The 25,844-nt window shown below is 64.7% G+C and carries 31 protein-coding genes, 1 tRNA gene and 2 pseudogenes; 6 read left to right on the top strand and 28 right to left on the bottom strand.

From position 1 onward, the window contains the following. Positions 1–3 precede the first annotated feature (3 nt). From ACSQ76_RS09305 to ACSQ76_RS09240, 14 genes and pseudogenes are all read right to left on the bottom strand, one after another. Entirely contained in the window at positions 4–444 is a 441-nt protein-coding gene (locus ACSQ76_RS09305; protein WP_437156355.1) for a peptidase, read from the bottom strand. After that, positions 441–1,331, bottom strand: a complete 891-nt coding sequence (locus ACSQ76_RS09300) for a DUF2163 domain-containing protein (protein WP_437156354.1) — start codon at positions 1,329–1,331, stop codon at positions 441–443. Before ACSQ76_RS09300 ends, ACSQ76_RS09305 begins: the two co-directional genes overlap by 4 nt. Continuing rightward, a complete protein-coding gene (locus ACSQ76_RS09295) occupies positions 1,328–1,960 on the bottom strand; it encodes a phage distal tail protein, Rcc01695 family (protein WP_437156353.1) in 633 nt (210 codons plus the stop codon). Before ACSQ76_RS09295 ends, ACSQ76_RS09300 begins: the two co-directional genes overlap by 4 nt. A 12-nt stretch (positions 1,961–1,972) precedes the next feature. Beyond that, entirely contained in the window at positions 1,973–2,632 is a 660-nt protein-coding gene (locus tag ACSQ76_RS09290) for a phage tail tape measure protein (RefSeq protein WP_437156352.1), read from the bottom strand. Positions 2,633–2,692: 60 nt separating this feature from the next. Then, entirely contained in the window at positions 2,693–2,836 is a 144-nt protein-coding gene (locus ACSQ76_RS09285; protein WP_437156351.1) for a phage tail assembly chaperone, read from the bottom strand. Then, the gene (locus tag ACSQ76_RS09280) at positions 2,833–3,153 is read right to left on the bottom strand and encodes a gene transfer agent family protein (protein ID WP_437156350.1); all 321 of its coding nucleotides are present in this window, start codon (positions 3,151–3,153) and stop codon (positions 2,833–2,835) included. Before ACSQ76_RS09280 ends, ACSQ76_RS09285 begins: the two co-directional genes overlap by 4 nt. A 4-nt stretch (positions 3,154–3,157) precedes the next feature. After that, positions 3,158–3,571, bottom strand: a complete 414-nt coding sequence (locus ACSQ76_RS09275) for a phage major tail protein, TP901-1 family (protein ID WP_437156349.1) — start codon at positions 3,569–3,571, stop codon at positions 3,158–3,160. 32 nt (positions 3,572–3,603) lie between these two features. Then, a pseudogene (locus tag ACSQ76_RS09270) lies at positions 3,604–4,008 on the bottom strand (DUF3168 domain-containing protein); the annotation flags it as partial. Then, a complete protein-coding gene (locus ACSQ76_RS09265) occupies positions 4,005–4,343 on the bottom strand; it encodes a head-tail adaptor protein (protein ID WP_437156348.1) in 339 nt (112 codons plus the stop codon). The gene ACSQ76_RS09265 and the pseudogene ACSQ76_RS09270, both read right to left, overlap by 4 nt. Next, complete coding sequence (locus tag ACSQ76_RS09260; protein WP_437156347.1) at positions 4,340–4,942, bottom strand: head-tail connector protein; 603 nt, start codon at positions 4,940–4,942, stop codon at positions 4,340–4,342. The genes ACSQ76_RS09265 and ACSQ76_RS09260 overlap by 4 nt, the downstream gene beginning before the upstream one ends. 139 nt (positions 4,943–5,081) lie before the next feature. Further along, positions 5,082–6,264, bottom strand: a pseudogene (locus tag ACSQ76_RS09255) (phage major capsid protein). Between the two features lie 35 nt (positions 6,265–6,299). After that, a complete protein-coding gene (locus ACSQ76_RS09250) occupies positions 6,300–6,854 on the bottom strand; it encodes an HK97 family phage prohead protease (protein WP_437156346.1) in 555 nt (184 codons plus the stop codon). A gap of 29 nt (positions 6,855–6,883) precedes the next feature. Then, on the bottom strand, positions 6,884–7,186 hold the full coding sequence (locus tag ACSQ76_RS09245) for a hypothetical protein (protein WP_437156345.1): 303 nt from the start codon (positions 7,184–7,186) through the stop codon (positions 6,884–6,886). Then, complete coding sequence (locus tag ACSQ76_RS09240) at positions 7,183–8,367, bottom strand: phage portal protein (RefSeq protein WP_437156344.1); 1,185 nt, start codon at positions 8,365–8,367, stop codon at positions 7,183–7,185. Before ACSQ76_RS09240 ends, ACSQ76_RS09245 begins: the two co-directional genes overlap by 4 nt. A 164-nt stretch (positions 8,368–8,531) precedes the next feature. On the opposite strand from ACSQ76_RS09240, the gene ACSQ76_RS09235 reads away from it, so the two are divergent. Beyond that, positions 8,532–8,942: a hypothetical protein gene (locus ACSQ76_RS09235; protein WP_437156343.1), complete on the top strand. Its 411-nt coding sequence runs from the start codon at positions 8,532–8,534 to the stop codon at positions 8,940–8,942. A 17-nt stretch (positions 8,943–8,959) separates the two neighbouring features. On the opposite strand, the gene ACSQ76_RS09230 is transcribed toward ACSQ76_RS09235, so the two are convergent. The 7 genes from ACSQ76_RS09230 to fabD all read right to left on the bottom strand — a co-directional run bounded on the left by ACSQ76_RS09230 (position 8,960) and on the right by fabD (position 16,501). Next, on the bottom strand, positions 8,960–10,273 hold the full coding sequence (locus ACSQ76_RS09230) for a DNA-packaging protein (protein WP_437158180.1): 1,314 nt from the start codon (positions 10,271–10,273) through the stop codon (positions 8,960–8,962). A gap of 518 nt (positions 10,274–10,791) precedes the next feature. Further along, positions 10,792–11,961, bottom strand: a complete 1,170-nt coding sequence (gene mltG / locus ACSQ76_RS09225) for an endolytic transglycosylase MltG (protein ID WP_437156342.1) — start codon at positions 11,959–11,961, stop codon at positions 10,792–10,794. Beyond that, complete coding sequence (fabF, locus tag ACSQ76_RS09220) at positions 11,961–13,220, bottom strand: beta-ketoacyl-ACP synthase II (RefSeq protein WP_437156341.1); 1,260 nt, start codon at positions 13,218–13,220, stop codon at positions 11,961–11,963. The genes mltG and fabF overlap by 1 nt, the downstream gene beginning before the upstream one ends. A gap of 120 nt (positions 13,221–13,340) precedes the next feature. Further along, positions 13,341–14,084 (bottom strand): 1-(5-phosphoribosyl)-5-[(5-phosphoribosylamino)methylideneamino] imidazole-4-carboxamide isomerase, encoded by a 744-nt coding sequence (locus ACSQ76_RS09215; protein ID WP_306130584.1) that lies wholly within the window; start codon positions 14,082–14,084, stop codon positions 13,341–13,343. Positions 14,085–14,275: 191 nt separating this feature from the next. Then, positions 14,276–14,509, bottom strand: a complete 234-nt coding sequence (locus tag ACSQ76_RS09210; protein ID WP_057794165.1) for an acyl carrier protein — start codon at positions 14,507–14,509, stop codon at positions 14,276–14,278. A 229-nt stretch (positions 14,510–14,738) separates the two neighbouring features. After that, on the bottom strand, positions 14,739–15,476 hold the full coding sequence (gene fabG, locus ACSQ76_RS09205) for a 3-oxoacyl-[acyl-carrier-protein] reductase (protein ID WP_306130583.1): 738 nt from the start codon (positions 15,474–15,476) through the stop codon (positions 14,739–14,741). 80 nt (positions 15,477–15,556) lie between these two features. After that, positions 15,557–16,501: an ACP S-malonyltransferase gene (fabD, locus tag ACSQ76_RS09200; RefSeq protein ID WP_437156340.1), complete on the bottom strand. Its 945-nt coding sequence runs from the start codon at positions 16,499–16,501 to the stop codon at positions 15,557–15,559. A gap of 175 nt (positions 16,502–16,676) precedes the next feature. On the opposite strand from fabD, the gene ACSQ76_RS09195 reads away from it, so the two are divergent. Beyond that, positions 16,677–17,951, top strand: a complete 1,275-nt coding sequence (locus ACSQ76_RS09195) for a cytochrome b/b6 domain-containing protein (protein ID WP_437156339.1) — start codon at positions 16,677–16,679, stop codon at positions 17,949–17,951. A 126-nt stretch (positions 17,952–18,077) separates the two neighbouring features. Here ACSQ76_RS09195 and ACSQ76_RS09190 read toward each other — a convergent pair whose 3' ends face one another. Next, positions 18,078–18,656: a YceI family protein gene (locus tag ACSQ76_RS09190; protein WP_437156338.1), complete on the bottom strand. Its 579-nt coding sequence runs from the start codon at positions 18,654–18,656 to the stop codon at positions 18,078–18,080. 133 nt (positions 18,657–18,789) lie between these two features. After that, positions 18,790–19,275, bottom strand: a complete 486-nt coding sequence (locus ACSQ76_RS09185; RefSeq protein WP_437156337.1) for a hypothetical protein — start codon at positions 19,273–19,275, stop codon at positions 18,790–18,792. 257 nt (positions 19,276–19,532) lie between these two features. Between ACSQ76_RS09185 and rpsF the strand changes: the two genes are divergently transcribed. Genes rpsF through rplI form a run of 3 tightly spaced genes read left to right on the top strand, consistent with a single transcriptional unit; the run spans position 19,533 to position 20,784 of the window. After that, positions 19,533–19,889, top strand: a complete 357-nt coding sequence (gene rpsF / locus ACSQ76_RS09180; RefSeq protein ID WP_306130578.1) for a 30S ribosomal protein S6 — start codon at positions 19,533–19,535, stop codon at positions 19,887–19,889. A 25-nt stretch (positions 19,890–19,914) separates the two neighbouring features. Further along, positions 19,915–20,142 carry a 30S ribosomal protein S18 gene (gene rpsR / locus ACSQ76_RS09175; RefSeq protein ID WP_093029287.1) on the top strand — a complete coding sequence of 76 codons (228 nt, stop codon included), beginning with the start codon at positions 19,915–19,917 and terminating at the stop codon, positions 20,140–20,142. Between the two features lie 12 nt (positions 20,143–20,154). Continuing rightward, a complete protein-coding gene (gene rplI / locus ACSQ76_RS09170; protein WP_437156336.1) occupies positions 20,155–20,784 on the top strand; it encodes a 50S ribosomal protein L9 in 630 nt (209 codons plus the stop codon). A gap of 504 nt (positions 20,785–21,288) precedes the next feature. On the opposite strand, the gene tig is transcribed toward rplI, so the two are convergent. The 5 genes from tig to ACSQ76_RS09145 form a co-directional block, all read right to left on the bottom strand. Then, a complete protein-coding gene (gene tig / locus ACSQ76_RS09165; RefSeq protein ID WP_437156335.1) occupies positions 21,289–22,617 on the bottom strand; it encodes a trigger factor in 1,329 nt (442 codons plus the stop codon). A 234-nt stretch (positions 22,618–22,851) separates the two neighbouring features. Further along, positions 22,852–23,481, bottom strand: a complete 630-nt coding sequence (locus ACSQ76_RS09160) for an SCO family protein (protein ID WP_437156334.1) — start codon at positions 23,479–23,481, stop codon at positions 22,852–22,854. After that, positions 23,481–24,050 (bottom strand): hypothetical protein, encoded by a 570-nt coding sequence (locus tag ACSQ76_RS09155; RefSeq protein ID WP_437156333.1) that lies wholly within the window; start codon positions 24,048–24,050, stop codon positions 23,481–23,483. Before ACSQ76_RS09155 ends, ACSQ76_RS09160 begins: the two co-directional genes overlap by 1 nt. An 11-nt stretch (positions 24,051–24,061) precedes the next feature. Then, the gene (locus ACSQ76_RS09150) at positions 24,062–24,514 is read right to left on the bottom strand and encodes a hypothetical protein (RefSeq protein WP_437156332.1); all 453 of its coding nucleotides are present in this window, start codon (positions 24,512–24,514) and stop codon (positions 24,062–24,064) included. A 213-nt stretch (positions 24,515–24,727) separates the two neighbouring features. Next, positions 24,728–24,803 (bottom strand) — tRNA-Thr (locus ACSQ76_RS09145). Positions 24,804–24,939: 136 nt separating this feature from the next. Here ACSQ76_RS09145 and ACSQ76_RS09140 point away from each other — a divergent pair. Beyond that, positions 24,940–25,815: a hypothetical protein gene (locus tag ACSQ76_RS09140; RefSeq protein WP_437156331.1), complete on the top strand. Its 876-nt coding sequence runs from the start codon at positions 24,940–24,942 to the stop codon at positions 25,813–25,815. Positions 25,816–25,844 lie beyond the last annotated feature (29 nt).

Below are 25,844 nucleotides of genomic sequence, written 5' to 3'. Positions count from 1 at the left end.
TGATTACGTCTCCTCAGGAAAGATGAACCGGGCCACGATGCGGCGCTGCCACGGTGTGCTGAGCGGGCTTTCGACCACCGCGTGACCGGAATAGGCGTGGATGAAGGTGGGACGCACGCCGAGCGACGCGGCGATGCCCAGATGCTTGGCGACTGAGCCGTTGCGCATCCGAAAGAGCAGTATATCGCCAGGGGCCGGCGCGGGCGGTGCCGGGGCCAGGTGGCGGCGCGCGGCGCGCCACAGAACCTCGTCGCGCGATGGCTCGGACCAATCCATGCTGTAGGGCGGCACGGTTTCCGGCTCGCGCCCGTATAGCGCCCGCCAGATCCCGCGCAGGAGGCCCAGGCAATCGGTGCCCGCGCCACGGCAACTGGCCTGGTGACGATAGGGCGTGCCGATCCAGGTCCGGGCCTCGGTCACGATGCGGTCCTGCTGCGGGGTCATCTGCGGCGGCTCCCGCCGTCGAGGCGCTGCTCCCGGGAAGGATCCGAGATCGACCAATCGTCGCCGGGGATATCAGGAAAGCCCTGGAAGTTCAGGTAATTGTCGAACTTGAAGCGGCAGGTCTTGGTGCGCTTGTCGCAGCCCGCGATGATCCGGACGGTATCGCCAGAGCTGATATCGGCCCTCAGCGGATGCCAAAGCTCGATCTGCCGCGCGTGCGCCAGCATGACGTCACGCTTGATCGTGCCCGACAGACCCGTCGCCGCACCGTCCTGCACCCTCAACACGCCGTGGCGGAACCACTCCGGCGCAAAACCATCCAGCACCGGAAGGCGAAAGATGCGACGGTCCTCGATTTCCGTGACCGCCACCTCGGCGGCATAGCCCGGCGCGGTCAGGTCGAAACCGCAGGCGGCGTCACCCAGCACCGCGCTGCACGGTTTTTGAAACACCCGGCCCAGCGGCACGTTCAGAAGGTCGGTCAACCCGCGCAGCTCTGCCTCGAACGCGCCGCCGGCGCGGCGGATCTCTCCGATGGTGCCGCGGAATTGCAGCTGGCGTTCCTCGGGGTTTGCCCAGTTGACCAACCACGCCATGACCTCGGCCGCGTCATAGCGTCCGGCCTCGATGTCATCCTCGGTGATCGCGGTATCGCTGAGCGCGCCGAGGGCCTCGGTATTGTCCACCGACAGGCCCGTGGTCTGTTGCAGCGCCTTGGCGCCAAGGCCCGTGTCGGCGCGAAAGACATGCCCGTCGAATTCCAGCGTGCAGTCATGGTCGGTAAAGCCCAGGCGCACGCCATCACTGCGGATCACGGCCCAGCAGCGGCATGTCGTGGTCAGCCCGCCCTGAAGATGGGTCTTCAGCCCGTCGTTGAAATCGCTCATACCCGCACCTCGACGATTGGCACGTTGGGCACGTCGCCCGCTTGGAAACTGGCGAGGCTGGTGTGGATGCGGTCGATATCGAAGCGCACCGGCACGTCGAACTCGAACCCCGCGGTGATACGCACGCCGGTGTCGATGGGGTGCGGAAAGATCACCATGCCGGTGGTGGTGTCGATCTCGAAGTTGACGCCTTCGCGCTGTTCTGCCTCGTCCAGTGCGACCTTGACGGTGCCCGCCACCGGCTTGGTGATGGGGCGCAGGTACGTGTTCTCGCCCGAGCGGTAGGTCTTGACCAGCGGGAAGCGGTCGGTCACGTCGTCGCCGAAGCCGATGATCTGGTCCTCGGGGGTCACATCAAGGCGGGCGGCGCCGGACTTGTAATCGGTCCAGTCCTTCCAGCGAAAGCCGTACATCTGGCCCTGGCGCGCCTCGAAAAAGGCGATCAGCGTCTCGATATCGTCAAGGCTGCGCATCGCCACGCCCGCGTCGTAGCGGCGGCGCGAATGCTTCCAGGGCGTGTTGCGCTCTTCGAACCCGTTGGCCAGCGTGACCACGTCGGTGTGCCGCTCTGGCCCGCCGATGGAGCCGAAGCTGAGGCTTGCCGGAAAGCGTATCTCGTGAAATCCCATGTTCCTGCTCCTTTAGCGGTTGCGGTTGCCACGGCCGATCGCACGGCCCAGCTGTGCGGCGATCTGGGCCTGGCTGCGGCGGAACCCTTCGGCGTCGGGCGTGTGGATGTTCATAACCACGTTGACAGACCCGCCCCCGCCACCGCGCACGCCGAGCTTGCCGTCCGGGCCGCGGGCCAGCGGCATGATCGCTTCGGGGCCCGCCTCGCCCATCAGGCCCATGCCGCCGCGCATGGGAAAGGCCGTGGGGCTGCTGACGATCCCTCCCGAGGCGAAAGGCTGCACGCGTCCCTGAGAAAAACTGCCGCCTTTCTCGAAGGGCAGGATCGAGGAAAAGATGCTGCCGATCCCCTGCGACAGAAGCCCGCCCATGTGATCGGTCACGGGGCGCACGGCAGAGTTGAAGGCCGAGCTGATCATCGAGTTGGCCAAGTTGCGCAGCGAATCCGACAGGCTGTCACCATTGACCACCGCGCCGCGAATGGCGCGGTTGAGGCCCCGGCTGATGCCGCGTTCCAGCGTCTTCACGTCCTGGCCGGTATGAGCGAAGGTCTCGCGCACCCGGGCCAGTTCGCCGTTGAAAGCTGCCGCCATCTGGGTTGCGCCACCCAAGTTCTCGTCAAGCGCGGCAACCTGCAGGTCAAGCTCGTCCAGTCCGTCCATGTCAGCCATCGTGGTCGTCTCCGTTCAGGTCGGGATAGGCGGACATCAGATCGTCCAGCCGTGTCCGTTTCAGGGGGCCACCCCGGAGGGTTTGCCCAGCATCAGTTCCAGTTCCGCCGGCGTCAGCGCCCAGAATTCCCAAGGGCGCAGGCCGAGGCCCCGGATGCCGGCCCGCATCAGCGCGGGCCAGTCGATGGGCGCGCCGCCACTCATCCCTCGTCTGGCGCCATAAAGGCGGCGGCCAGCAATTGCGCGGCGATGCGCGCGGCCTTCAGCGGTCCGCCCTCGATTTCGGCGGCCAGCAGGTCACGCGCGGTGCCCTTCCAGCCGCCCCCGCGCAGCCCCGCCACGATCAGCGACAGGACATCCCGGCTGGAGAAGGCACCGCTTTCGAACCGCTCCACGAGGTCGATCAGCGTGCCCGTGGCCAGCTCGGCCTCCAGCTCCGCCAGCGCGCCAAGCGTCAACTTCAGATCGTGACGCGCGCCGTCGAGGGTCAGCGCCACCTCTCCTGCCCAGGGGTTCGCCATCGGCTCAGTTCGCCGTGAAGACCAGTTGTCCGGCGGAGGCGAGCGACAGCTCGTAGGTCGCCTCGCCGTCATGGGTGCCGGCATATTCGATCGCGGTGACCTGAAAAGGGCCTTCCATGATGCCGAAATCGGGGATCACCACCTGGAAATCGGGCATCTCACCGTCAAAGAAGATCTGGCGCACACGTTCGTCGCTGCCTTCGTCGCGGAAGATACCCGAACCGCTGATCGCCGCGGTCTTGACCCCCGCGCCGGCCAGAAGCTCGCGCCAGCCACCAGCGGAATCGAGGCTGGTGACGTCCACGCTCTCGGCGTTGAAGCTGACGCGCGTGGCGCGCAGCCCCGCGACCGTCTGGAAGTTGCCGTCGCCGGTCAGGTCGATCTTGACCAGCAGGTCCTTGCCGTTTTGAACTGCCATGAGTCTCTCTCCGAATGATCAGGGTTGGGGGTGTCTTGGGTCCGGGCCCGAAAGGTCAGGTCGATCCGGCGCAGATCGCCCGTGCCTTCCCGTTTGGCCCGCGCCCTAAAGAAATGCAGGCCCGTCAGCGTGCCACGCGTCAGCGTCAGGTCGGTGTCCGCCAGCGCGTCGTTGACCGCCGCGGCCACTTGCTTGGCGGCGTGAAATCCGGCGCCGTCGGTCACGACCGAAACGGTGAAGCGGTGCCAGGCCCCGTCGCCGCTGCAATCGGTGGCGTCGCGCACCTCCTCGGGGCCCAGGGTCACGTAGAGCGACGGTAACGTGCCGGAGGGCAGCGCGTCATAGATCGCGCCCTCGACCAGCGCGTCCAGCGCCGGGTCGGACAGAAGGGCTTGGTAGACAGCCTCTTGCAGGGCCGCGGATGCGCCATAGCTCATGTCGCCACCTCCTCGGTGCAGTAACAGGTCAGGAACCGCGCGCCGGGGTCACGTTCGGCGACCGCCTCGATGGCGAAAACGCGCGCGCCGTCGCGGAACCGTTGCCCGGGCTTGGGGCGCGACGGGGCGCCGAAGGGGGCCGCCCGCACAGTGATGCGGAAACTGGTCTTCGACACGCTGGCCGCCTCTCCCGAAGCCTCCCGGCCCGAACCGGCGCGGATATTGGCCCACAGGTTGCCGAGCGTGACCCAGGCCTCTGAAAAGCCGCCCGCACCGTCCGGTGCACGCTCGGCCTCCTGCAACAGCAACTGACGGTTAAGGTCATTGGCATTCATCGCGCCGCCCCTCCGCCAAAGATGCGCACGGTGCGGTAGCGTTCGATCAGGCTGTGAACGCCGAAAGGCATTACTTGGTCGCGGGCGCCGGTCTCGTTGCGGTTCTCATAGTAATGCGCGGCCAGCAGGGTGACGGCATGGCCCAGGTCGGAGGGCAAGCCGGCCCAGTCCGGCGCATAGCCAGCGGCAAAGCCGATCTCGGCGACGCCGCCGTAAGGGATCGTCGGCAGGCGGCCTGCAATCGGGCGCAGGACGGGGCGTTGCGCATCGGCCTCCAGCCGGTAATGGGCGGGATCGATCAGTTCGGGCTCCTCGGCCCGGTCGCGCAGCCGCAGCGCTGTGATCGCGCTGATCGGAGCCACCGGCAGGACCTGGCCACAAGCATCGCGCCAGCGAGTCAGGCTCCATGAAAAATCACGTTCGATCAGTATCTTGCCGGTCCTGGCCTCGATCGCCGAAATCGCAGCCCGCAGGTAGCTTTCCAACACGACGTCTTGAACGTCGCCCTCCGAAAAGCCGGACCCGAGGCGCAAATGCGCTTTCAACTCATCCACCGGAAGCGCGGCCAGGGGCACTGCGGTCTCTTCGATCAACATCATCAAATCACTCCAGAAATCCTGGCCCCTCCGCAGGTCATGCGCGCGCCGCCTTGCCAACGGCCCGGAGGGGCGTGGCCGAATGGCGAATGAAGCGGCGCGCGCCGTGCGGGCAGAAGGTGGCCTTCCGCCCCTTCAGGTGTCAGGACAGGCCGAACTTCAGCAGCTTGATCGCGGCAAAGTCGCTGACGTCACCGCCCACGCGCTTGGTGGCGTAGAACAGGACATGCGGCTTGGCCGAGAACGGGTCGCGCAGCACGCGCAGGTCGGGACGCTCGGCCACGGTGTAGCCAGCCGAGAAGTCGCCGAAGGCGATCGCGGTGGAGTCCGAGGCGATGTCGGGCATGTCTTCGGCGATCATCACGCGGTAGCCCATCAGGCGCGCAGGTTCACCCGCCGCCAGGCCGTCGGACCACAGGAAGCGGCCATCGGCATCCTTCAGCTTGCGCACCGCGCCCGCGGTTTTCGAGTTCATCACGAAGGTGCCGTTGGCGCGGTATTGCGCGCCCAGGGCATAGACCAGGTCCACGATGGCATCGGCACCGTCGAAATCCCCGTCCGCGCCGGTGGCCACATAGCCCAGATCGCCCCAGGACCAGCTGTCATTGGCGACGATGTCATAGGTCAGAAATCCGGTGGGCTTGTCCACGCCGTCGCCGCTGACAAAGGCCGCGGCCTCGGCCCGGGCGAACTTGTCGGCGATGCGCGCCGCCAGCCACATCTCGATGTCGAAGGCGCTGTCGTCCAGCAGACGCTGCGAGGCCTTGGGCAGTGCGCTGAGTTCGTGCAGCGGGATGGTGATTCGGTCGATCGCCGGGGTCGAGGTCTCTGTCGTGTCGGCCGTCTCGGTGGCCCAGCCGTGGCCGATATCGGTGTGGTCGACCAGCACGTCGAAGGACGACGCCTCGACCTGCACCACGTTCGCGATGGCCCGGATCGACGCGGTCGAGCTGAGAACGCTCTTGATCGTGTCGGCGGTCTGTGGATCGACGAGGTAGCCGCCATCGGCCGCCACGGCCGAGTTCATCGCCTTGCCTTCCAGTGCCAGCCCGCGCAGCGTCGTCATCGTCGCCCGAGCGCAGGTAGGCGTCGAACGCCTTCTGGTGAGGGGCTTGAGGTTCACCGCCCTGCGACAGGACCGGGCGCTTCAGGCCCTGGGATTTGCGTTCGATCATGGTCATCTTTTCTTCCTGTTGTTGAAGTCTCGATTGAATATCGGCCCGGAAGCCGCTGAAATCTTTCATGAAGTCCGCCACGGCGGTTTTCACCTCGGTGACCGGAGACACATCTTCCCCGGCCCGAGAGTCGTTCTCGGAATTGGTCATCACTTGATCCTGTAGGTTGGTTCGCTGCGACGCGGCTACATGCGCGTCATCTCCCGGCGGGCGTCCTTGAAGGCCGCCGCCAATTCGCGCAGATCGTCCTGGGCCAGGGTCTCGCCCTTGGCCCCCACCCGCGCACTGGACAGCATCGGGAATGTCACCAGCGACACCTCCCACAGCTCCAGTTCCTTCAAGAGCCGCTGGCCCTTGTCATTCTTGACCGCCTTCAGGGTTCGATAACCGATGCTGAGCCCGTCGATGGCATTGGCCTCTAGCAGGGCTGCGGCCTCGCGGGCGCGTTCGACCGTGTCAAGCAGCCGACCTTTCACGTAAAGGCCCCTGGCATCCTCGCGCACCTCATCCCAGACCCCGATGGGCTGGGTAGGATCGTGCTGCCACAGCATCCTGACCTGCCTGCCCTCGGCCGACAGCCGCTTGAGCGACGCGGCATAGGCGCCCTTCTCGACGATATCGCCGCCACGATCCTCGTCGCCGAAGAAACTGGCATATCCCTCGATGACCGTTCCATCCTTGACCGTGATCCGGTCGTCGAACTGGCAGAACTTGTGATCCAGGCTGAAGTCTTGTTCCATTTCCTTACTCCTTCAGAACGCCACGGCGCTCAGTTGATCAAGGTCGTGCCTTGCATGACAAAGGACATGAGCCCGCCCAGGATGGCCGCGATGATCAGCCACACGAGGCGTGAGATATGCCCCTCGATCTTTTCCAGCCGCCGGTCGATCTGGTTGAAGCGCAGTTCCATGAACTTCTGCTTCTCCTCGCTCACCGCGTGCTCGGTCTCCATCGCCGCCATCGACAACTCCAGCGACGCAAGCCTCCGCTCTACATGCCGGAACATCGCCTGCGTTCCGTCGAACGAGGCGTAAAGCCCGTCCTGGTGGCACAGCTCGCCCACTTCACTCATGTCTCCTCCTCGAGCGCGGGAAGCCCCAGAAGCGCGCGTTTCTCCGCCTCGGTCAGGAAATCCGCGCCGGTGACCCGCGCCCATTGCGCGTCGCGTTCCGCCGACAGTGCCGGCACCTGGTCGAGGTCGGGCTTCAATTCCAGCGCCTCGCCGGTGAAACTCGCCAGCCAGTCGGCCACGCAGGCCGCCACCCGCGCCGCCAGAGGCAGCACCGTTTGACGATAGAAAGCGCGGTTTGCCTCCTGGTAGTTGGCGAAGGTCGCGTCGCCCGGGATACCCAGCAGCATCGGCGGCACCCCGAAGGCCAGCGCAATCTCGCGCGCCGCACTTTCCTTGGTCTTCTGGAATTCCATGTCCGAGGGGCTGAACCCCATCGGCTTCCAGTCCAGCCCACCTTCCAGCAGCATCGGCCGCCCGGCGTTGCGCGCGCCCTGATGGTGGCTTTCCATCTCGCTGACCAGCCGGTCGTATTGATCGTTCGAGAGGCTCCCCTGCCCGTCGGCGCTCTTGTAGACGATCGCGCCCGAAGGCCGCGCGGCGTTGTCCAGCAGCGCCTTTGACCAGCGCGACGCGGAGTTGTGCACGTCCACCGCCTGCGCTGCCGCCTGCATCGGCGAAAAGCCGTAATGGTCATCCTGCGGATGAAAGCTCTTGACGTGGCACACAGGCGACGGTCCCTCGCCCACGGCAAAGCGGTGCTTGCGCCCGCCGACGCTGTATTCATAGGCGATGGGCCAGCCGTCGTCGCCCGGCACCACACTCATCCGATCCGACCGAAGCACGTGCAGTTCCAGCGGGGCCTGGCTTTCCGCGCCGCCCACGGCCTCGACATAGGCGTTGCCGGTCAGCAGCAACTGGCCGTAAAGCGCCTCGAAGAGCTCGGCCCGGCCCTGCGCGGGATTGGGGCTGCGCACGAGGTCTAGAACCGGGTGCATGGCGTAGCGCTGCGCGTCGTCCTGCAGCACCAGTGGCAGCGATGCGGAAGCCTCGGCAATCATCTTGACGCAGCGAAAGCCCACCGGGTTGCCGGAAAAGCCGTTGCGCGTCAGCGTCACGGTGTCCCGCGGGCTCCAGGCCACACGGCCGGCGCTGTGCCACGCGGCGACCCGGCCTGTGGCGCTGGCCTTTTGCTCGGGCACCTTGGCCCCTGCCCCGTTCTGACGGAAGAAATCCAGGATCATCTGTTGCGGTCTCCTTGGTCTGCGGCCTGCCATGGGAAGCGTGTCATGTGTTCCGCGATTGAAAGGCATCAGACAGGCAAAGGTTTACGAAAGATTTATCAGACAGTACGCTTCGTCAGATCCGACCCAAACACTTGGTATTATTCAGAAAAGAGCCGTTCGAAGTGAACACCGCCCTTCATCAGGACATCGTCTGGTGCCTGCAAGCGCTGTCGCAGGACGCGGCGCAGCAGCGCCAACTTTACCCCGATTATGTCCATCTGGCCGACGAGCTTGTACTCGACTTCGACGAAGCGCTTTCCGTCGCGGGGCGCGACATCCTGGAAAGAAACCCCGATCTTGCGGCGCTGGACGACTTGATCGATTCCAAGAGCGGCCCATCCGAGAATTGGACCGACGAGGCACTGGAAGATTCCGCCTTTTGGCGAGAGATAAGAGCGCGGGCACGCAACGCGCTGGCAAACCGCGACTTGCCGGTGGCCATGCCGGGGACACCGCCATCGGGTATGCATTATGTCGAGGGAAATGTCGGGTGGCGTGACCGGCTTGTCGCCTGGTTAAGGCGCAAGACGTGACCCACTGACTGGCGCCATCACACCGGAAGAAAAAAGACCGGAGCAGATCGAATAAACCCGCTCCGGTCCCTTAAAGCCCCGCGCACCTGCGGGTTTCGCCACTTGGCGGCGGGCACGATCATCAGCTCGGTCAGCGCCCAGACCAGCGCGTCAACGCGGTCGGGGCTGCCCCGGCCCTCATAGCCCTGCGCGGTCATCTGGCACATCTGGTCCTCGAGCACGTCAAGGCCACGGACATGATGCACCCGGCCCTGTTCGTATAGCGCGGCGATGGGCTCGGCCCGGGCCACCTTGCCCTTGCTGGCATGGACCGACCGGATCGGGACCAGCGGATCCACCTGGCGGATCACCTGTTCCACCAAATCGCCGCCCTGGTTGACCTCGGCCACCAGCCTTTCCGCGCCGAACTGCTCCATCGCAAGGATCGCCGCGTTGGCCCAGGCCATGGGCGAGGCCACCGGGATGCTGGCATCGGCCAGAACAAAGGCCCGCCAGTCCTGCACCGCGCCTTGCGTCACGGCTCCCGCCACCACGATCCCGCATTCGTCCGAGCCGTCCTTGCCGGTCACCGGAGGGTCGATGGCGACCACGATCCGGTCCAGCTCAGGCGGGCTTTCGATGCGCAAGACCTCCAGCCGCGCCGGCGTCCAGAGGGCGCCGTCGGCCTCGTCAATCAGAATGCCGTCCAGCTCCTGCCACCCCAGCCGCGTGCCGGCATAGCGGGCGCGCACCTCGTCTAGGAACCCTTCGGCAAGGTTGGCACGGTTGGCTTCGGTCGGCGCACTGGTCGTCACGGTGCTGCTGCGGTCCAGAAGATCCTTCAACAGTCCCACGTTGCGCGGCGTGGTGGTCACGCAGACCTGCGGCGTCTCGCCCAGCCGCAAACCGAATTGCAGCATGTCCCACGTCTCCTGCGCCTTTTTCCATTTGGCGAGTTCATCCACCCAGGCTCCGTCGAACTGGGGTCCGCGCAGGCTTTCGGGGTCATGGGCAGAGAACACCTGTGCGGTCGCGCCATTTGGCCACATCAGGCGTTTGCGCGTGGCCTGCCAGACCGGGCGGCGGTCGGGCGGCGAACAGGCCAGGATCCCGCTTTCGCCAAAGATCATCACGTCGCGCACCTGATCGAAGGTCTCGCCCACCAGCGCCAGGCGCTTGCACCGTCCTTCGTCCAGTGGCCGCGCGCCTTCGACCTGGGCCCGTACCCATTCGGCCCCGGCCCGCGTCTTGCCCGCGCCGCGCCCGCCCAGGATCACCCAGGCGCGCCAGTCACCTTCGGGCGGGCGCTGGTGGTCCATGGCCCAGAACTCGAACAGGTAGGGCAGCGCCAGAACTTCGCCGTCACTCAGGCTGTCCAGAAACTCTTTCTGCGTCTCGGGCCCTTCGGAGACGAGCCAGTCGACATCCGATACTTTCCCGGGCTTCGTCGAGATCGACGGCGTATCCATCCGCGACGCCAAGCTCTTTTTCTCGTCGTTTTTCAAGTTGTGCCTCCGCTTCTATCGCGATCCTCAGCCATTGCCGGATGTCCGACGTGGCCCGTCTGGCGTCTTTCAGCTCACAGAATTGGCCCTGCCTGATCTGGACGTAGATCGCCTCCAGATCGGCACGCATCGCCGACAGCTGCTTCTCGAGCGCGTCTATCGACAGCGAGACCTGGGAAGGGGTCCGATCGTGCGTGATCAATGGCATGCGGGCCGGCACCTCGAAGTTTTTGCATCGCGGAAGTTTCATCTCAAAAGGCAAACAGGCGACCGATGGTCGTGCCACGGGTCGCCTGCAGTGTCAGAGATCTCGGTTAAGCATTCGTCGCGGCACCGCGCGGTGCCGCCGGGTCCGCCTTGTGTGGCTACTGGTTGGCGCGCTCGGCCTCCAGCGCGCGATACGCCGCGACGTTGCGGTTATGCTCTTCCAGCGTTTCCGCGAAGAGGTGACCGTCGCGCGGATCCAGCGTGCGGGCCACGAAGAACACATAGTCGGTGTTCTCGGGGTTTACCGCCGCCTCGATGCTGGCACGGCCCGGGTTGGCGATGGGCGTGGGCGGCAACCCGTCGATGACATAGGTGTTATAGGGCGTCTCGGCGCGCAGCTCGCTCTGGCGCAGGCCCCGGCCCAGCACGCCCTCGCCGTTCGTGATGCCATAGATCACCGTCGGGTCGGTCTGAAGACGCATCCCCTGCTGAAGACGGTTGGTAAAGACGCTGGCCACCTGCCCGCGCTCGGTGGGCACGCCGGTTTCCTTTTCGATGATCGAGGCGAGGATCAGTGCCTCTTCGGGCGTTTGCACGGCAATGTCCGACGCGCGGTTCTGCCAGGCTTCGGTCAGGATCAAGTCCTGCGCCTCGCGCATCCGGTCAAGGATGCTGAGACGCGTGTCGCCAACGCTGAATTCATAGCTGTTCGGCGCCAGGCTGCCCTCGGCCGGCACGGCCTCGACCTCACCTTCCAGCGCATCCACCGCGTTCAGCGCGTCGACCACCTGCCAACTTGTGACGCCTTCGGCCACGGCCACGCGGTAGCGCGTGTCGGCCTGCTGGCGCACCTCGGTGAACTCGGCCGGCGGCGTGACCTCCTCGGCTTGCGGATCGAAGGCCGCGACCTCGACAAAGCGGTTCGTCGCCGGGTCCAGCTCGCGCACTTCGACCTCGCTGGCGTTGACGCCGATCCGATACACAACCTCGGTGCCACAGGTGCTGGCACCGCCGCGGGTCACGATATCGGCGATCTCGCCCATGCTCGATCCTTCGGGAATCAGCCAACTGCCCGCTTTCAGAAGCTCGGTCTTGTCGGAGTAATCCGTACCGATGCGAAAGATCCGCTCGCTGGTGATCGCGCCCTGCTCGGCCAGGTCAGAGGAGATACCGCGCATGGAACTGCCGCGCGGCACCTGCAGGCAAATCGGATCTTCCAGCGGCCCGGTCGCCTGGTACTCGTTCTGGCCCCACAGGATCACTCCACCCAGCAGGAAGACCACCACCACCAGAAACGTCAGGAAATTCGAGGCAACGTGCCGCCACATCAGCGCACGGCTCCGATGCACAGACACGCATTGGTGCCGCCAAAGCCGAAACTGTTGGAAATCGCTATCTTGATCTCGCGCTCCTGCTTGGCGTTGGCAGCCAGATTCATCGGGGTTTCCACCGCCGGGTTGTCCAGATTGATCGTGGGCGGTGCGACCTGGTCGCGGATGGCCAGGATCGAGAAGATGCCCTCGATCGCACCTGCCGCGCCCAGAAGGTGCCCGGTCGAGGATTTCGTCGAACTCATCGTCGCCTTCGAAGCCGCGTCGCCAAGCAGTTTCTCAACCGCCTTCAGCTCGATCGTGTCAGCCATGGTGCTGGTGCCGTGGGCGTTGATGTAATCGACGTCAGCAGGCTCGATCCCGGCGTTGCGCAGTGCACCCTGCATGGCGCGAAAGCCGCCATCGCCATCCTCGGCGGGCGCGGTGATGTGATAGGCGTCGCCCGACAGGCCATAACCCAGCACCTCGGCATAGATCTTGGCGCCGCGCGCCTTGGCGTGCTCGTACTCCTCCAGCACGACCATGCCCGCCCCCTCGCCCATTACGAACCCGTCGCGATCCGCGTCATAGGGGCGGCTGGCAGCCTGCGGGTTGTCGGCGCGCTTGGTCGACAACGCCTTGCAAGCGTTAAACCCGGCGATGCCGATTTCGCAGATCGCCGCCTCGGCGCCGCCGGCAATCATCACGTCGGCGTCGCCATGCACGATCAGACGCGAGGCATCGCCGATGGCATGCGCCCCGGTCGAACAAGCGGTAACAACTGCATGGTTCGGCCCCTTGAAGCCGTAGCGGATGCTGACCTGCCCGCTAATGAGATTGATCAGCGCGCCCGGAATAAAGAACGGCGACACCCGCCGCACGCCACGGTCGCGAATGAGCAGCGTCGTTTCCTCGATCGAACGCAGCCCTCCGATGCCGGACCCGATCATCACGCCAGTGCGCAACCGGCTTTCCTCGTCCTCGGGAAGCCAGTCGGCATCGCGGACCGCCTGTTCCGCCGCCGCCACGCCGTAGAGGATGAAATCATCCACCTTCCGGCGTTCCTTGGGCTCCATGTAATCCTCGGAATTGAACGTGCCGTCGCTGCCATCGCCCAGCGGCACTTCGCAGGCGTATTTCGTTGCCACGTTCACCGGGTCGAACCGCGTGATGGTGCCCGCCCCGGACTTGCCCGCCAGGATGCGGCTCCAGCTTTCTTCCACGCCAGACGCAAGCGGGGTCACCAGACCCAGACCTGTCACGACCACTCGACGCATGATACCTGCCCTCTTCTCCTACCTTCGACGCTGCTCATACCGTGCCTTGCCTACCGGGGGCAAGGCTAACGGCAACGGGGCGCGGTGATCCGCGCCTCTTTTTCAGGCGTCATCCGGTGCTTATTGGAATGCCGCGATCGGCTCACGTTCGCCCTGCGCCACCTCCAACGCCGCTTCCAGCGACACATCGCGCGACAACAGGGCCCGCCCGATGATGGTGCCCGAGATGTTCGGCACGTATTTCAGGCGGGACACATCGTCGACGCTGCGCACGGTGCCGCGGGCGATGACGGAATGACGGGTGAGCCCGGCCAGCCCGCTGATGACGCCCAGCGTTCCGTCACTGTCCTCGATATCGGCGTCGATATCGGTCAGGATGATGCCCGCCAGCGGCGCGTCGTCGAAGGCGGCGATATAGCTTTCGGGCGTGAAGGCGCTTTTCGTGCGCCAGCCTTCGGTCATGACCGACCCCTGGAAGATATCGACAGCCAGCACGATCTGGTCGGGATAGAACTTCGCCAGTTCGCGCAGCGTGTCGGGGTCATAGGCAGCCATGGTGCCAACAACGATCCGGCCCGCGCCCTTGTCGATCCATTTCTCCACGCCGTCACGTGACCGGAAACCACCGCCAAGTTGCACGGGGATACCGACAGAGCGAATGATCTCCTCGATCAGGGCGCTGTTGTCGCCGTCTCCGGCCAGCGCGTCGATGTCGGTCAGGTGCATCCAGGAGGCCCCGGCAGCAGCGAAGGATTTCGCGGTCTCGACCGGATCGACATGCCAGATCACGGGTTCTTCGAGGCGCCCGCGCGTCAGCGACACGCATTTGCCTTTGTGCAGTTCGATGGTGGGGTAGATGATCATGCGACAGTCACCTTCTGATTCGGGCTGATCCCGCCTTGTTTTGCAGGGTCTGGCCTGTTTAGACCCGCGGCTGGGTCACGCTGGTCTCAAATCGGCATGATACAGTCTGTTCCCGAAGTTTTCGACAGTGCGAACGAAAAGACCCCGCCGATCCGGCAGGGCCTTTCCAGAATTCTTTCGCGCCTCGGGGGTTACGAGGCTTCCTTGATGAACTTCACAGCGTCGCCGAAGGTCTGGATGTTCTCGGCGGCGTCGTCGGGGATCTCGATGCCGAATTCCTCTTCGAACGCCATGACCAGTTCGACCGTGTCCAGGCTGTCGGCGCCCAGGTCGTCAATGAAAGAGGCGTTCTCGGTAACCTTGTCCTCTTCGACGCCCAGGTGTTCCACCACGATCTTCTTCACGCGGTCTGCGATATCGCTCATGTTTCGTTCCTCATCTTCAGCCGGGTCATTCGCCCGTTTTATGTGCCCTCGCCCTCGTGGACAAGCAGCTAAGTATGCCCCTTGACCGGGCGGCTTGCATGACCCGTATAACGGGTAATTTCGGAGTAATACAGTATCACCCTCGTTTAAACTGCGCCGCCTATAGCATATGGGACGCGATTGGCAAATGGATTCCCCTGCCCTTGTTTGCTTGCGACCCCGCAGGCGCTCAGAGCATCGCCATGCCGCCATTGACGTGCAGCGTGGCCCCTGTGACATAGCCCGCCTCGGGGCTCGCCAGATACAGCACGGCGGCGGCGATTTCCTCCGGCTTGCCCATGCGGGCGGCGGGGATCTGCGCGTTGATCTTGTCCTTCTGGTCGTCGGTCAGCTTGTCGGTCATCGCCGTGGCGATAAAGCCGGGCGCCACGGCGTTGGCGGTGATCCCGCGGCTCGCAACCTCATAGGCGATCGACTTCGTCATGCCCACCATTCCGGCCTTGGAGGCCGCATAGTTCACCTGCCCCGGATTGCCCGTGGCGCCGACGATCGAGCTGATGTTGATGATACGCCCCCAGCGCGCCTTCATCATCGGGCGCATCACGCCCCGGCAGAGGCGCATGGTGGCGGTCAGGTTCACGTCGATCACGTTCTGCCATTCCTCGTCGGACATGCGCATGAAGATCTGGTCGCGGGTGATCCCGGCGTTGTTCACAAGGATATCGACCCCGCCCATGGCCTCCATAGCCTGCTTGGGCAGCGCGTCCACGGCCTCGGGGTCGCTCAGATTGCAGGGCAGCACATGCGCCCGCTCGCCAAGTTCACCCGCCAGCGCTTCCAGCGGCTCGACCCGCGTGCCCGACAGGCCCACGGTCGCCCCCGCGCCATGCAGCGCCTTGGCGATCTCTCCGCCGATGCCTCCGGATGCGCCGGTCACCAGCGCTGTCTTTCCCGTCAGGTCGAACATGTGTCTTGATCCTTTTCGTCTGGCGCCAAATTTCTTTGCAAAGAAATTTGACAAGAAAATCCCATTTTCTTGGTCCCGGCTCAGCCGGCCATCGACTCGGCGGCCGCCTTTACGTCCTCCGGCGTGCCGACCGCGCGGGTGGCGATATCGCGATTGATCCGGCGGACCATCCCGATCAGCGCCTTGCCCGCGCCAATCTCCCACACGTCGTCCACGCCCTGCGTGCCCATGTATTCCACCGACTCGCGCCAGCGCACCGATCCGGTCACCTGCTTCACCAGCAGGTCGCGGATTTCCGCCGGGTCCTGCACCGCGCTGGCCAGAACGTTCGCCACCACCGGCACGCGCGGCGGAGCGATCTGAACCTCCGACAGCGCGGCGGCCATCTTATCGGCCGCAGGCGCCATCAGGGCGGAATGGAACGGCGCACTTACCGGCAGCAGCATGGCGCGCTTGGCGCCCTTCTCCTTGGCCAGTTCCACCGCCTTTTCCACCGCCGCGGCGTGGCCCGAGACCACCACCTGCGCCGGGTCGTTGTCATTGGCCGCCTGCACGACACCGCCATCCGCCGCGGCAGCCTCGGCCACTTGGGTCACGGTGGCGAAATCCAGCCCCAGGATCGCGGCCATCGCGCCCTCGCCCACCGGCACGGCCGCCTGCATCGCCTGCCCGCGCGTCCGCAGAAGGCGCGCGCAATCACTGACGCTCAGCGCTCCGGCGGCGGCCAGCGCCGAATATTCGCCCAGCGAGTGCCCGGCCACTAGCGACGCGGCCTCGATGCTCACGCCCTCGGCCTCGAGTGCCCGAACCGCGGCCAGCGACGTGGCCATCAGCGCCGGCTGCGCGTTCTGCGTCAGCGTCAACGTCTCCTGATCGCCCTCCCAGATCAGGGCGCTCAGCTTTTCGCCCAGTGCCTCGTCAACCTCGTCGAAGACCGCCCTGGCCGCCGAATAGGTATCGGCCAGCGCCTTGCCCATCCCGACCGTCTGGGCCCCCTGCCCGGGAAATACGAATGCCTTGCTCATGGTACGTGGACCCTCCCATTCATTGCCCTCGGATAGCGTGACGCGACGGTCGGTGCAATGTTGGGCGCCGAAAAACCGCCGCTGCCGCACGTACACTGTGCGCGAGCGGCCATTGCTCCTGCCCAGCGGTCGGCTAGATTGCAGCCGAACTTTCCACCACAGCAGAGCCTGCGCCATGCCCCTCACCAATTCGCCCGACCGCTACGGTGCCGTCACCAAGACCTTCCACTGGCTGACCGCGCTGCTGATTCTCTCGGCCATTCCGCTGGGTCTTATCGCCAACGACCTCGCGCACGCGGTTCGCAACCCCGACATCGCCACGACCGAAGCCGAAATCTCTCGCGCCGCGTTCCTGTTTTCGTTGCACAAGACCATCGGCGTGACAGTCTTCTTCGTGGCACTTCTGCGCATCCTCTGGACCATCGGTCAGACCAAACCCGGCCTGCTGAACGGCGACAAGCCGCTCGAGGCGCGGGCCGCCGAAACCGTGCACTGGCTGCTTTACGGCTCGCTTGTCGCGGTGCCGCTGACCGGCTGGATCCACCACGCCGCCACCACCGGCTTTGCGCCCATCTGGTGGCCCTTCGGCCAATCGCTGCCTCTCGTGCCCAAGGATGGCGGGCTGGCCCACACTTTCGCGTCGCTGCATCATATCCTGAACTGGGTGCTGTGGCTCAGCCTTGCCGCTCATGTCGCCGGGGCGCTCAAGCACCACGTGATCGACCGCGATGCAACCCTGCGCCGAATGCTGCCCGGTCGCACCACGGCAAAGCCAACCGCGCGTCAGCCCGGTCACGCCTTCGCCGCCCTCGCAGCCCTCCTGATCTGGGCCGCCGCACTCGGCACCGGCGGCGCCCTGGGGTATTTCTCTCACGACACCGAAACCGCGCAGACCGCCGAGGCCGAGACCGCAGAACCCATCACGGAAACCGCGAGCGCAAAGACCGATACCCCCGCCCCGACCGAGACCGCCGAGAACGCCTGGACCGTCACCGACGGCACGCTCGGCCTCACCGTGGTCCAGATGGGCTCCGAGGTCGAAGGCCAGTTCGAGGACTGGACGGCCAAGATCGTATATGACGAGGATGCCGGCGACGACGGCAAGCATGGTACCGTCGACGTGACCGTAACCATCGCCTCTCTCACGCTTGGGTCGGTCACCAGCGACGCCAAGGGCCCGGACTATCTCGCCGCCGAGACCCATCACACGGCCACCTTCTCCGCCGACCTCGTGTCGCGCGACGGCGGCCATGTCGCCACCGGCGCGCTGACGATCAAGGGCAATTCGGTCCCCGTAGAGATGCCTTTTGACCTGAACATCGACGGCAACACCGCCACCGCCTCGGGCGGGCTGACTGTGGACCGGCGCGATTTCGGCGTGGGCGGGCAAAGCGAAGGCAATGTCGGCGCTTCCGTCGAGATTCGGTTCGACCTGACGGCAGAGCGCTAAAGTCGGACTGCTCGGCTCACCCTTCCCGGGCTTGACCCGGGACCTCCAACCGCCAAGCACACCACGCACGAAAAAGGCCCGCATCTCTGGATACGAGCCTTTGAATTCAACGAAGGTCGCTCAGGCTTATTCCGCCTTTTCGGCCTCGATCGAGATCATCACCTGAACCTCGTCGCTGACCGCAGGCGCGGCATAGTCCAGCCCGTAATCCGACCGCATCAGCGTGGTCGTGGCATCGAAACCCGCCCATTGCTTTTCCTGCATCGGGTGCGCGTCGGCCTTGTTCAGTTCAGCATCCAGCACGACCGACTTGGTCACGCCGTTCATCGTCAGGTCGCCGGTGATCTCGGCGGTGGTGTCGCCCGTCACCTCGATGCCGGTCGAGGTGAAGGTGATCATGTCGTCCTCTTCCGCGCCGAAGAAGTCATCGCCCATGAAATGCTCGAACCGCTTTTCCCAGCCGGTGTACATCGACATGACCGGAATCGAGACCGACACGCTGGAATTCGCCGGGTCTTCCTGGTCGAACATGATCTCGCCCTCGAAGCCGGTGAAGACGTTGTAGGTCGTCGAAAAACCCAGGTGCTCGTAGGTGAACACCACCTGGCTGTGGCTGGGGTCGAGGTTGTATTGCTCCGGCGCGGCCAGGGCAGCGGTGGAGAGGCCGGCCAGGGCCATGGAGGTGGCGAACGCGATGGATTTCATGAATGTGCTCCTTTCGTGGTGCATTGATCGTTCCCGACCGAACATGATGCATTCCACGCAACGAGCAAGGTGCAAGAATTGAACACTTCGTGTGGAGCGATGAACAGCCCGCGGCGTGCGGGCCTGCCTTGGTTCAGCGGGTGCGGGGCATCACGCTGCGGATGGCGCCGGCCTCCTCGTCAGAGCCAAGCGGCATGTCCAGCACCAGCACGCCGGCCGCGTCCCTGGCCCTCAGGCTGCGTTTGTGCACCGACAGCTCCTGTAACGCGTCGATGTCGTGGCAGGCCTTCAGGGTCGATCGCCCCTTGGCGTCGTACTCATAAACCCGAAGCTGACGCTTGACCGGGTCGATCTGCACTTCGGGGGCTGCCTCGTCGCGGTTCAGGCCGTTGAACATGATCAGCCCTCCCAAGAGCAGCAGCACCGATGCCAGCAGCTTGATCAGCTGCATTGCCGCGTCCTCGGACGGTACCAGCCACAGTCCGCCGGCCGACATGCAGAGCGCCGCTCCGGCGCAGGCAATCAACGCCCGGCGCGGGCCGCTCGGTGCGAACTCGGCTTCGGAGTCCCCGTCGGTCAGCGCCGTGCCCTGGAAACGCGTGTCGTATGCATGTGCCATCGATCAGTCCTCGCCCATCTGGTCGTTGGTTCGAGACTGCGCAGCAATCGAGACCAAAATGCGGCAGGCCGCTGGCCGCATCAGGGCAGTGCGCGGGCAATTTCACGGCTCCCAACGCCCCTTGCCAAGATGCCGGATGCGTCGTATACGCCCACTTCCTTTCGCATGTATATCGAACCGCGCAGTCTCTCGTGGACGGGCCGCGAAAGGATCTCAGGCCCGCCTTTGAAATGCGCCCAGACAGAAGTGGAACCCACATGCCGCTCTACGAGCATGTTTTTATCTCGCGTCAGGACTTGTCCAATACGCAAGCCGAAGGCCTTGTCGAACATTTCAGCACCGTGGTCACGGATAACGGCGGCAAGATCGTCGAATCCGAGTACTGGGGCGTCAAGACGATGGCCTACAAGATCAACAAGAACCGCAAGGGTCACTATGCCTTCCTGCGCACCGACGCACCGTCGGAGGCCGTGCAGGAAATGGAACGCCTGATGCGCCTGCACGAGGACGTGATGCGCGTTCTGACCGTCCGGGTCGACGAGCACGAGGAAGGTCCCTCGGTCCAGATGCAGAAACGTGACGAGCGTGGCGACCGCCGCGAACGTCGCCCCTGATCGCTTGAAGAAAGGACACTAAACCATGGCTGCGAAACCGTTTTTCCGTCGTCGCAAGGTCTGCCCCTTCTCGGGCGACGATGCACCCAAGATCGACTACAAGGACACCAAACTCCTGCAACGCTACATTTCCGAGCGTGGCAAGATCGTGCCGTCCCGTATCACCGCCGTCTCGGCCAAGAAGCAGCGTGAACTGGCCCGCGCCATCAAGCGCGCCCGCTTCCTCGCCCTGCTGCCCTACGCCGTAAAATAAGGAGAAAGACCCATGCAAGTCATCCTTCTCGAACGCGTGGCCAAGCTGGGCCAGATGGGCGATGTGGTCGAGGTGAAGCCCGGCTTCGCCCGCAACTACCTGCTGCTGCAAGGCAAGGCGCTGACCGCCTCGAAAGAGAACATCGCCTCTTTCGAAGACCAGAAAGCCCAGCTCGAGGCGCGCAACCTCGAATCCAAGAAAGAGGCCGAGGCCCTGGCGGCCCGTCTCGACGGGCAGAAGTTCATCGTGATTCGCCAGGCCTCCGATGGCGGCAACCTCTACGGCTCGGTCTCGACCCGTGACGCCGCCGCCGTCGCCACCGAGGAAGGCTACTCGGTCGACCGCAAGCAGGTCCTGATCCGTCAGCCGATCAAGACCCTGGGCCTGCATGACGTCGAGGTGCACCTGCACCCCGAGGTCGAGGCGCATATCGTCCTCAACGTCGCCCGCTCGCCCGAAGAGGCCGAGCTTCAGGCGTCGGGCCGCACCATTCAGGACGTGGCCGCCGAGGAAGAAGAAGCCGCCGATTTCGAGATCGCGGAACTGTTCGAAGATATCGGTGCCGCCGCCTCCGAAGACGAGGACCTGGCCGAAGCCGTCGAGGAAGAGTCTGCTTCGGACGAGGCCGACTCGGACGACTAGAGCGAAGACAAGTAATCGCGGGCTTATCGCCGCGAACAAGGGCCGCCCACCGCGCGTGGGCGGCCTTTTTCGTTCGACACTCGGGCGTCGCGGCAGCGCCGACACTTTCTCGGACGTCATCCCGGACCCGATCCGGGATCTCCTGCCGCAAGAGGTTCCAGGTCAGGACCGGAACGGGTCGGGTGTGCGGGACAAACCTGCCGTTCACGACGGAGGCGATCGTCAGCCCCTGGGGTGGCGATCCGACGGCAATTCTGAAGCACTTTATGCCTTCCAAACACATCCTCGGAATGGTCGTTGCGCCCAGCCTCAGCCAAATCGCCAGCCCAAGGGAGGGGCTGACGATGGCCGGGCCGCTTCGCGGCTGTTAACCGGCTGGGTGCCCAACACTAATGACTCACAAGGGCTCAGGGCGAACATTCCGCTCCGACCCGTCGCTTGGCTCAACAAAAAAAGGGCCGCCCTCGACGGACGGCCCTTCCCTGATCCTGAAACCGGCAGACCTCAGTCTTCCAGCTTCTCGACCTCTTTCTCCAGCTCGTCCTTGGACACCTCTTTCTCGGTGATCTCGGCCTGATCGGCGATATGGTCGATGACCTTGTCCTCGAAGATCGGCGCGCGCAGCTGCTGGCGCATCTGCGGGTTCTTCTGCACGAACTCGAAGAACTCACGCTCCTGCCCCGGGTATTGCCGCGCCTGCTCCATGACGGCCTGCGTCATTTCCTGGTCGGTCACCTGCACCTCGGCCTTCTGGCCCAGGTCGGCCAGCAACAGGCCAAGACGCACGCGGCGCTCGGCCAGCGTCTTGTGCTCGTCCGTCGGCTCGATCTCGGGGTGGTCGTGGCCCTCGACGTCGGGGTTTTCCTCGTGCCACAGCTGATGGGCGATCTGGTTGGCCTCGGCCTCCACCATGCTCGGCGGCAACTCAAAGCTGACCAGCCCGTCCAGTTGGTCGAGGATGCCGCGCTTCATCACCGCGCGGGCGGCACCGGCATACTCGGCTTCCAGCCGCTCGGCAATCTGTTCCTTTAGCGCGTCGAGGCTCTCGGCCCCGAACTTCTCGGCCAGCGCGTCGTCGATCTCGGCCGCCACCGGCTCCTTCACCGCCTTCACGGTGCAGGTGAACTCGGCGTCCTTGCCGGCGAGATGCGGCGCCTGGTATTCCTCGGGGAAGCTGACCTTGACCACCTTCTCCTCGTCCACCTTCACGCCGATCAGCTGTTCCTCGAAGCCGGGAATGAAGCTGTTGGAGCCGAGCGTCAGCGGGTAATCCTCCGCGCTGCCGCCTTCGAAGGCCTCGCCGTCGACACGGCCCACGAAATCGATCGTGACCTGGTCACCATCCTTGGCCTTGGTGCCCTTCTTGCGGTCCTTGAAGTCCTGCGCGCTGGACGCCAGATTCTGCAGCGCCTCGTCGACTTCCGCATCACCGGCCTTCACCACGAGCTTCTCGGCCTTCACCTTGGACAGGTCCACCTCGGGGATGTCCGGCAGCGCCTCGTAGGTCATCTCGACCTCGACATCGTCGCCCGGTTTCCAGTCTTCGTTGACCATCTTGACGGCCGGCTCGGCGGCAGGGCGCTCGCCCTTGTCCTCGAAGTGCTGGCTCATGGCACCGTCGACGGCTTCCTGCATGGCCTCGCCCATGACACGCTCGCCGAACTGCTTTTTCAGCAGCGGCAGCGGCACCTTGCCCTTGCGGAACCCTTTCATCTCGACATCGGGTTGCGCTTCTTTCAGCTTGTCCATGACCTTGTCGTCCAGTTCCTTGGCCGACAGTGTCATCTTGTAGCCGCGTTTCAGCCCTTCATTGAGCGTCTCTGTGACCTGCATGTTCGTCCTTCCATTGCAAAAAGGCCGCGGAGGCGTCCGCGGCGGTCAAAATCACTCCGGCTATCTATTGATGGTGGCTGGGGCGTGCAAGCGGAGTCTTGGCGCATCCGCGCCAAGACTCCGTCCCGGGCTTGACCCGGGACCTCCCAGCCACCTCGCGCCACCCGTCCCGGACCTGATCCGGGACCTCCCCGCCACGTCGCACTCCCCGTCCCGGGCTTGACCCGGGACCTCTCACCCCTCCACGTATTTCCGCACGATCGCGCTCACCTGCTCCGGCGGCAGGACGGGCGGCACCTGCGTCAGCACTTCGCCCGCAGGGTTCAGCACGTAGATATAGCTCCCATGGCTATAGATCGGCCCGTGTTCCGGGTCGTCGAACAGGTGCTCGAACTCCACCCGGAACCCGTCATAGGCCATGTCGAGCGCCTCGGGCGTGCCGGTGAGCCCCAGCAGATCGTCCGACACCTCAGCGAGCGACGGCCCCATCGTCTCCACCGTGTCGAGCTTGGGGTCGATCGTCACCACCAGCGCCGACATCTGCACCCCGTCCGCCTCCAACTGCGCCACCGCATCGGCCATCAGCGGCAACGCCGCGCTGCAGATGCCGGGACAGTTGGCATAGCCGAAAAAGAGCAGCTGATGCCGACCCTCCGGATCGGCCTGCGTCCGCGTTCGGCCCAAGTGATCGGTCAATTCGAACGGCCCACCAACCTGCCACGGCAGAGCGGTCGGCGCATCCTTCAGCGCGGCCGCCAACCGCTCCTCGGGAACCGCCGGCGCGGCTTGTCCATGATCCTCGCCGTCATGAGCCAGCGCCGCCCCCGCCACCAGGCACGCCGAAACAGCAAGCGCTCTCCTCATCAGAACCACTCCTCGATAAAGGCCGCGTCCGCCTCCAGCCCGAGACCAAGATAGCCGCTTTTCCCGATCATGCCGTTCACGCGCGGATCGCGGCGGAACCACGGGCCTTCACCTTCGGCATTGGGATGCGCCTCGGCCCATTTTTTCGTCCAGCTATTGGCAGTCACCCATTCGCTCTCCCCGACCTCCCGGATTTTCTGCACGAGATAGATGTTCGTGGCGTCCAGTTCCGGGTCCTCGATCATCAGCCCGTCCACCTCGACCTCCGCACCGCAGTACGGCGCCAGTTCCAGCGCCGCGCCGGTAAAGGCGGGCTGGCTGTTCTTGTTGGGATAGACCAGCACGCCATCGGCCATGCGCACCAGCCCCAGTTGCCGCTTGCCACTGCCGCAATTCTCGGCGCAGTCGCCCGTCAGTTCGCAAAGGATATCCACCACTGTCGCCTCGAACCGTGCCGGTGTCTCGGCCGCAAGGTTCCAGGATTTCGCCTCGGAGCCCTCCGAGAAATCCTGCGCCGCCGCCGGCAGGCCAAGGCCAAGCACGGCCACAGCCATCGCAATCCGCCTCATGCTCTCGCTCCTCATTCTGTCGGTTCGGGGATGGCAAAAGGCGGCACGGGGCCGTAGATGTCGTGGCTCAGGTTAATGATCCCGTGGTCGGTCACCACCTCCTCGACCACGAGGTAATTCAACCCGTCCCGCCGATAGAGCATCCCGTCCGCCGTCACCTCGTGGCTCGCGAGCCGCAGCTGCGTATCGCCGCTGGCCGAGGCGTCGTCCCCCTCGATCTTCAGCACCATGTAGACCTCGCCATCGTCTCCCAGGAGGCCCACCGGTATGCCGCCCGCCGAGCACCACAGCGCGCAGGTGTGATGCGCCGTGCCCACCACGGCGTCCGGCCCGCCCATGACGCCGGAATAGTAACACCAGGTGTCGATGATTTCTCCCCTGACCTCGACCCGCTCGCCCTCGACCGCCAGCGCCGCCCCCGGCAGCAGGCAAGCCAGCGCCGCCAGCCCTGAAATCCGCCCCATCACGTGATCCTCCATGAAATGACTTGTGCATCAGATGCCGCGATTAAGCCCCGGCCTGCGATCACAGGTCCAATCACGTTTTTTTGGGGGGCAGAAGGCAGGGGATGCCGGGGACAACCCTGGCGCACGCGCGCTTCGTCAATCTGAGGGCGGAGAAGACAAGCGTCGCGTCAGACGGCCTCAAGCAGCCAAAGTCGGCAGGCCGGGCAGAAATGGTGCCCCCACACGGACTCGAACCGCGGACCTACTGATTACAAATCAGTTGCTCTACCAGCTGAGCTATAGGGGCACTGGCCGCCTGATTACGCATCCCGCGCACAATCCGCAAGATGAAATCTGAACGCGCGCCGCGACGCCCGAAAGCGGTTTAACTGCCTGCGAAAGCCTCTATATTGCGCCCGCAGACACGAGACGGGGAAAACGGAATGCAGGTGGTCATCCATGCCGGCGCGCATATGACGGACGAGGATCGTCTGATCAATACCTTGCTGGCAAACCGCGACCTGCTGGCCGAGATCGGCACCGACGTGCCCTTCCCTTCTTCCTATCGCAAGCTGCTGCGCGATATCCTGAACGCCGTGGCCGAAAACGGAATCACCGAGGAAACCCGCGCGAACGTGTTGTCCGCGATCGACCACGATGCGGGCAGCGACCGGCTCGTGCTGTCCAACCAGGCCTTTTTCGGCACGCCAAAGATGGCCGTTGGTCAGGGCATGTTCTATCCCGCCGCCGAGACGCGGATCGAGGCGTTCCGCCAGATCTTCGCCCATGATGAACTGGAGCTTTTCCTGGCCCTGCGCGACCCGGCCACCCTCCTGCCCGCGCTCTTTGCCAAGACGCCGCACGACACGATGGCGGACTTCCTGAACGGAGTCGACCCGGTCCAGTTCCGTTGGTCAGAAACCATCGCCCGCTTCCGCCACACCTTTCCCGACATGCCGATCACCATCTGGTGCAACGAGGACACCCCGTTGGTCTGGGCGCAGGTCCTGCGCGAGATGGCCGGGCTCGACCCGCATGCCGCGTTCGAGGGCGAATTCGCCCTGCTGCAGGAAATCATGACCTCCGCCGGCATGAAAAGGTTCGAGACCTACCTCGCCTCACATCCCGGCATGACGGAAACGCAGAAGCGCCGCGTGATCTCGGCCTTTCTCGACAAGTTCGTCAAGGACGAGGAAATCGAGGAGGAACTCGACCTGCCCGGCTGGACCGAGGACCTGGTCGAAAGCCTGTCCGAGGCCTATGACGAGGACGTCTATGAGATCGAGCGCATCCAAGGCGTGAATGTCATCGCGCCCTGACATCACCGTAGGATGGGTTGTAACCCGTC

It is taken from the genome of Roseovarius sp. B08 (assembly GCF_051417955.1).
Lineage (GTDB): Bacteria > Pseudomonadota > Alphaproteobacteria > Rhodobacterales > Rhodobacteraceae > Roseovarius.
The sequence above is the reverse complement of the archived record's forward strand: the minus strand, read 5'-3'. Positions and strand labels throughout refer to the sequence as shown.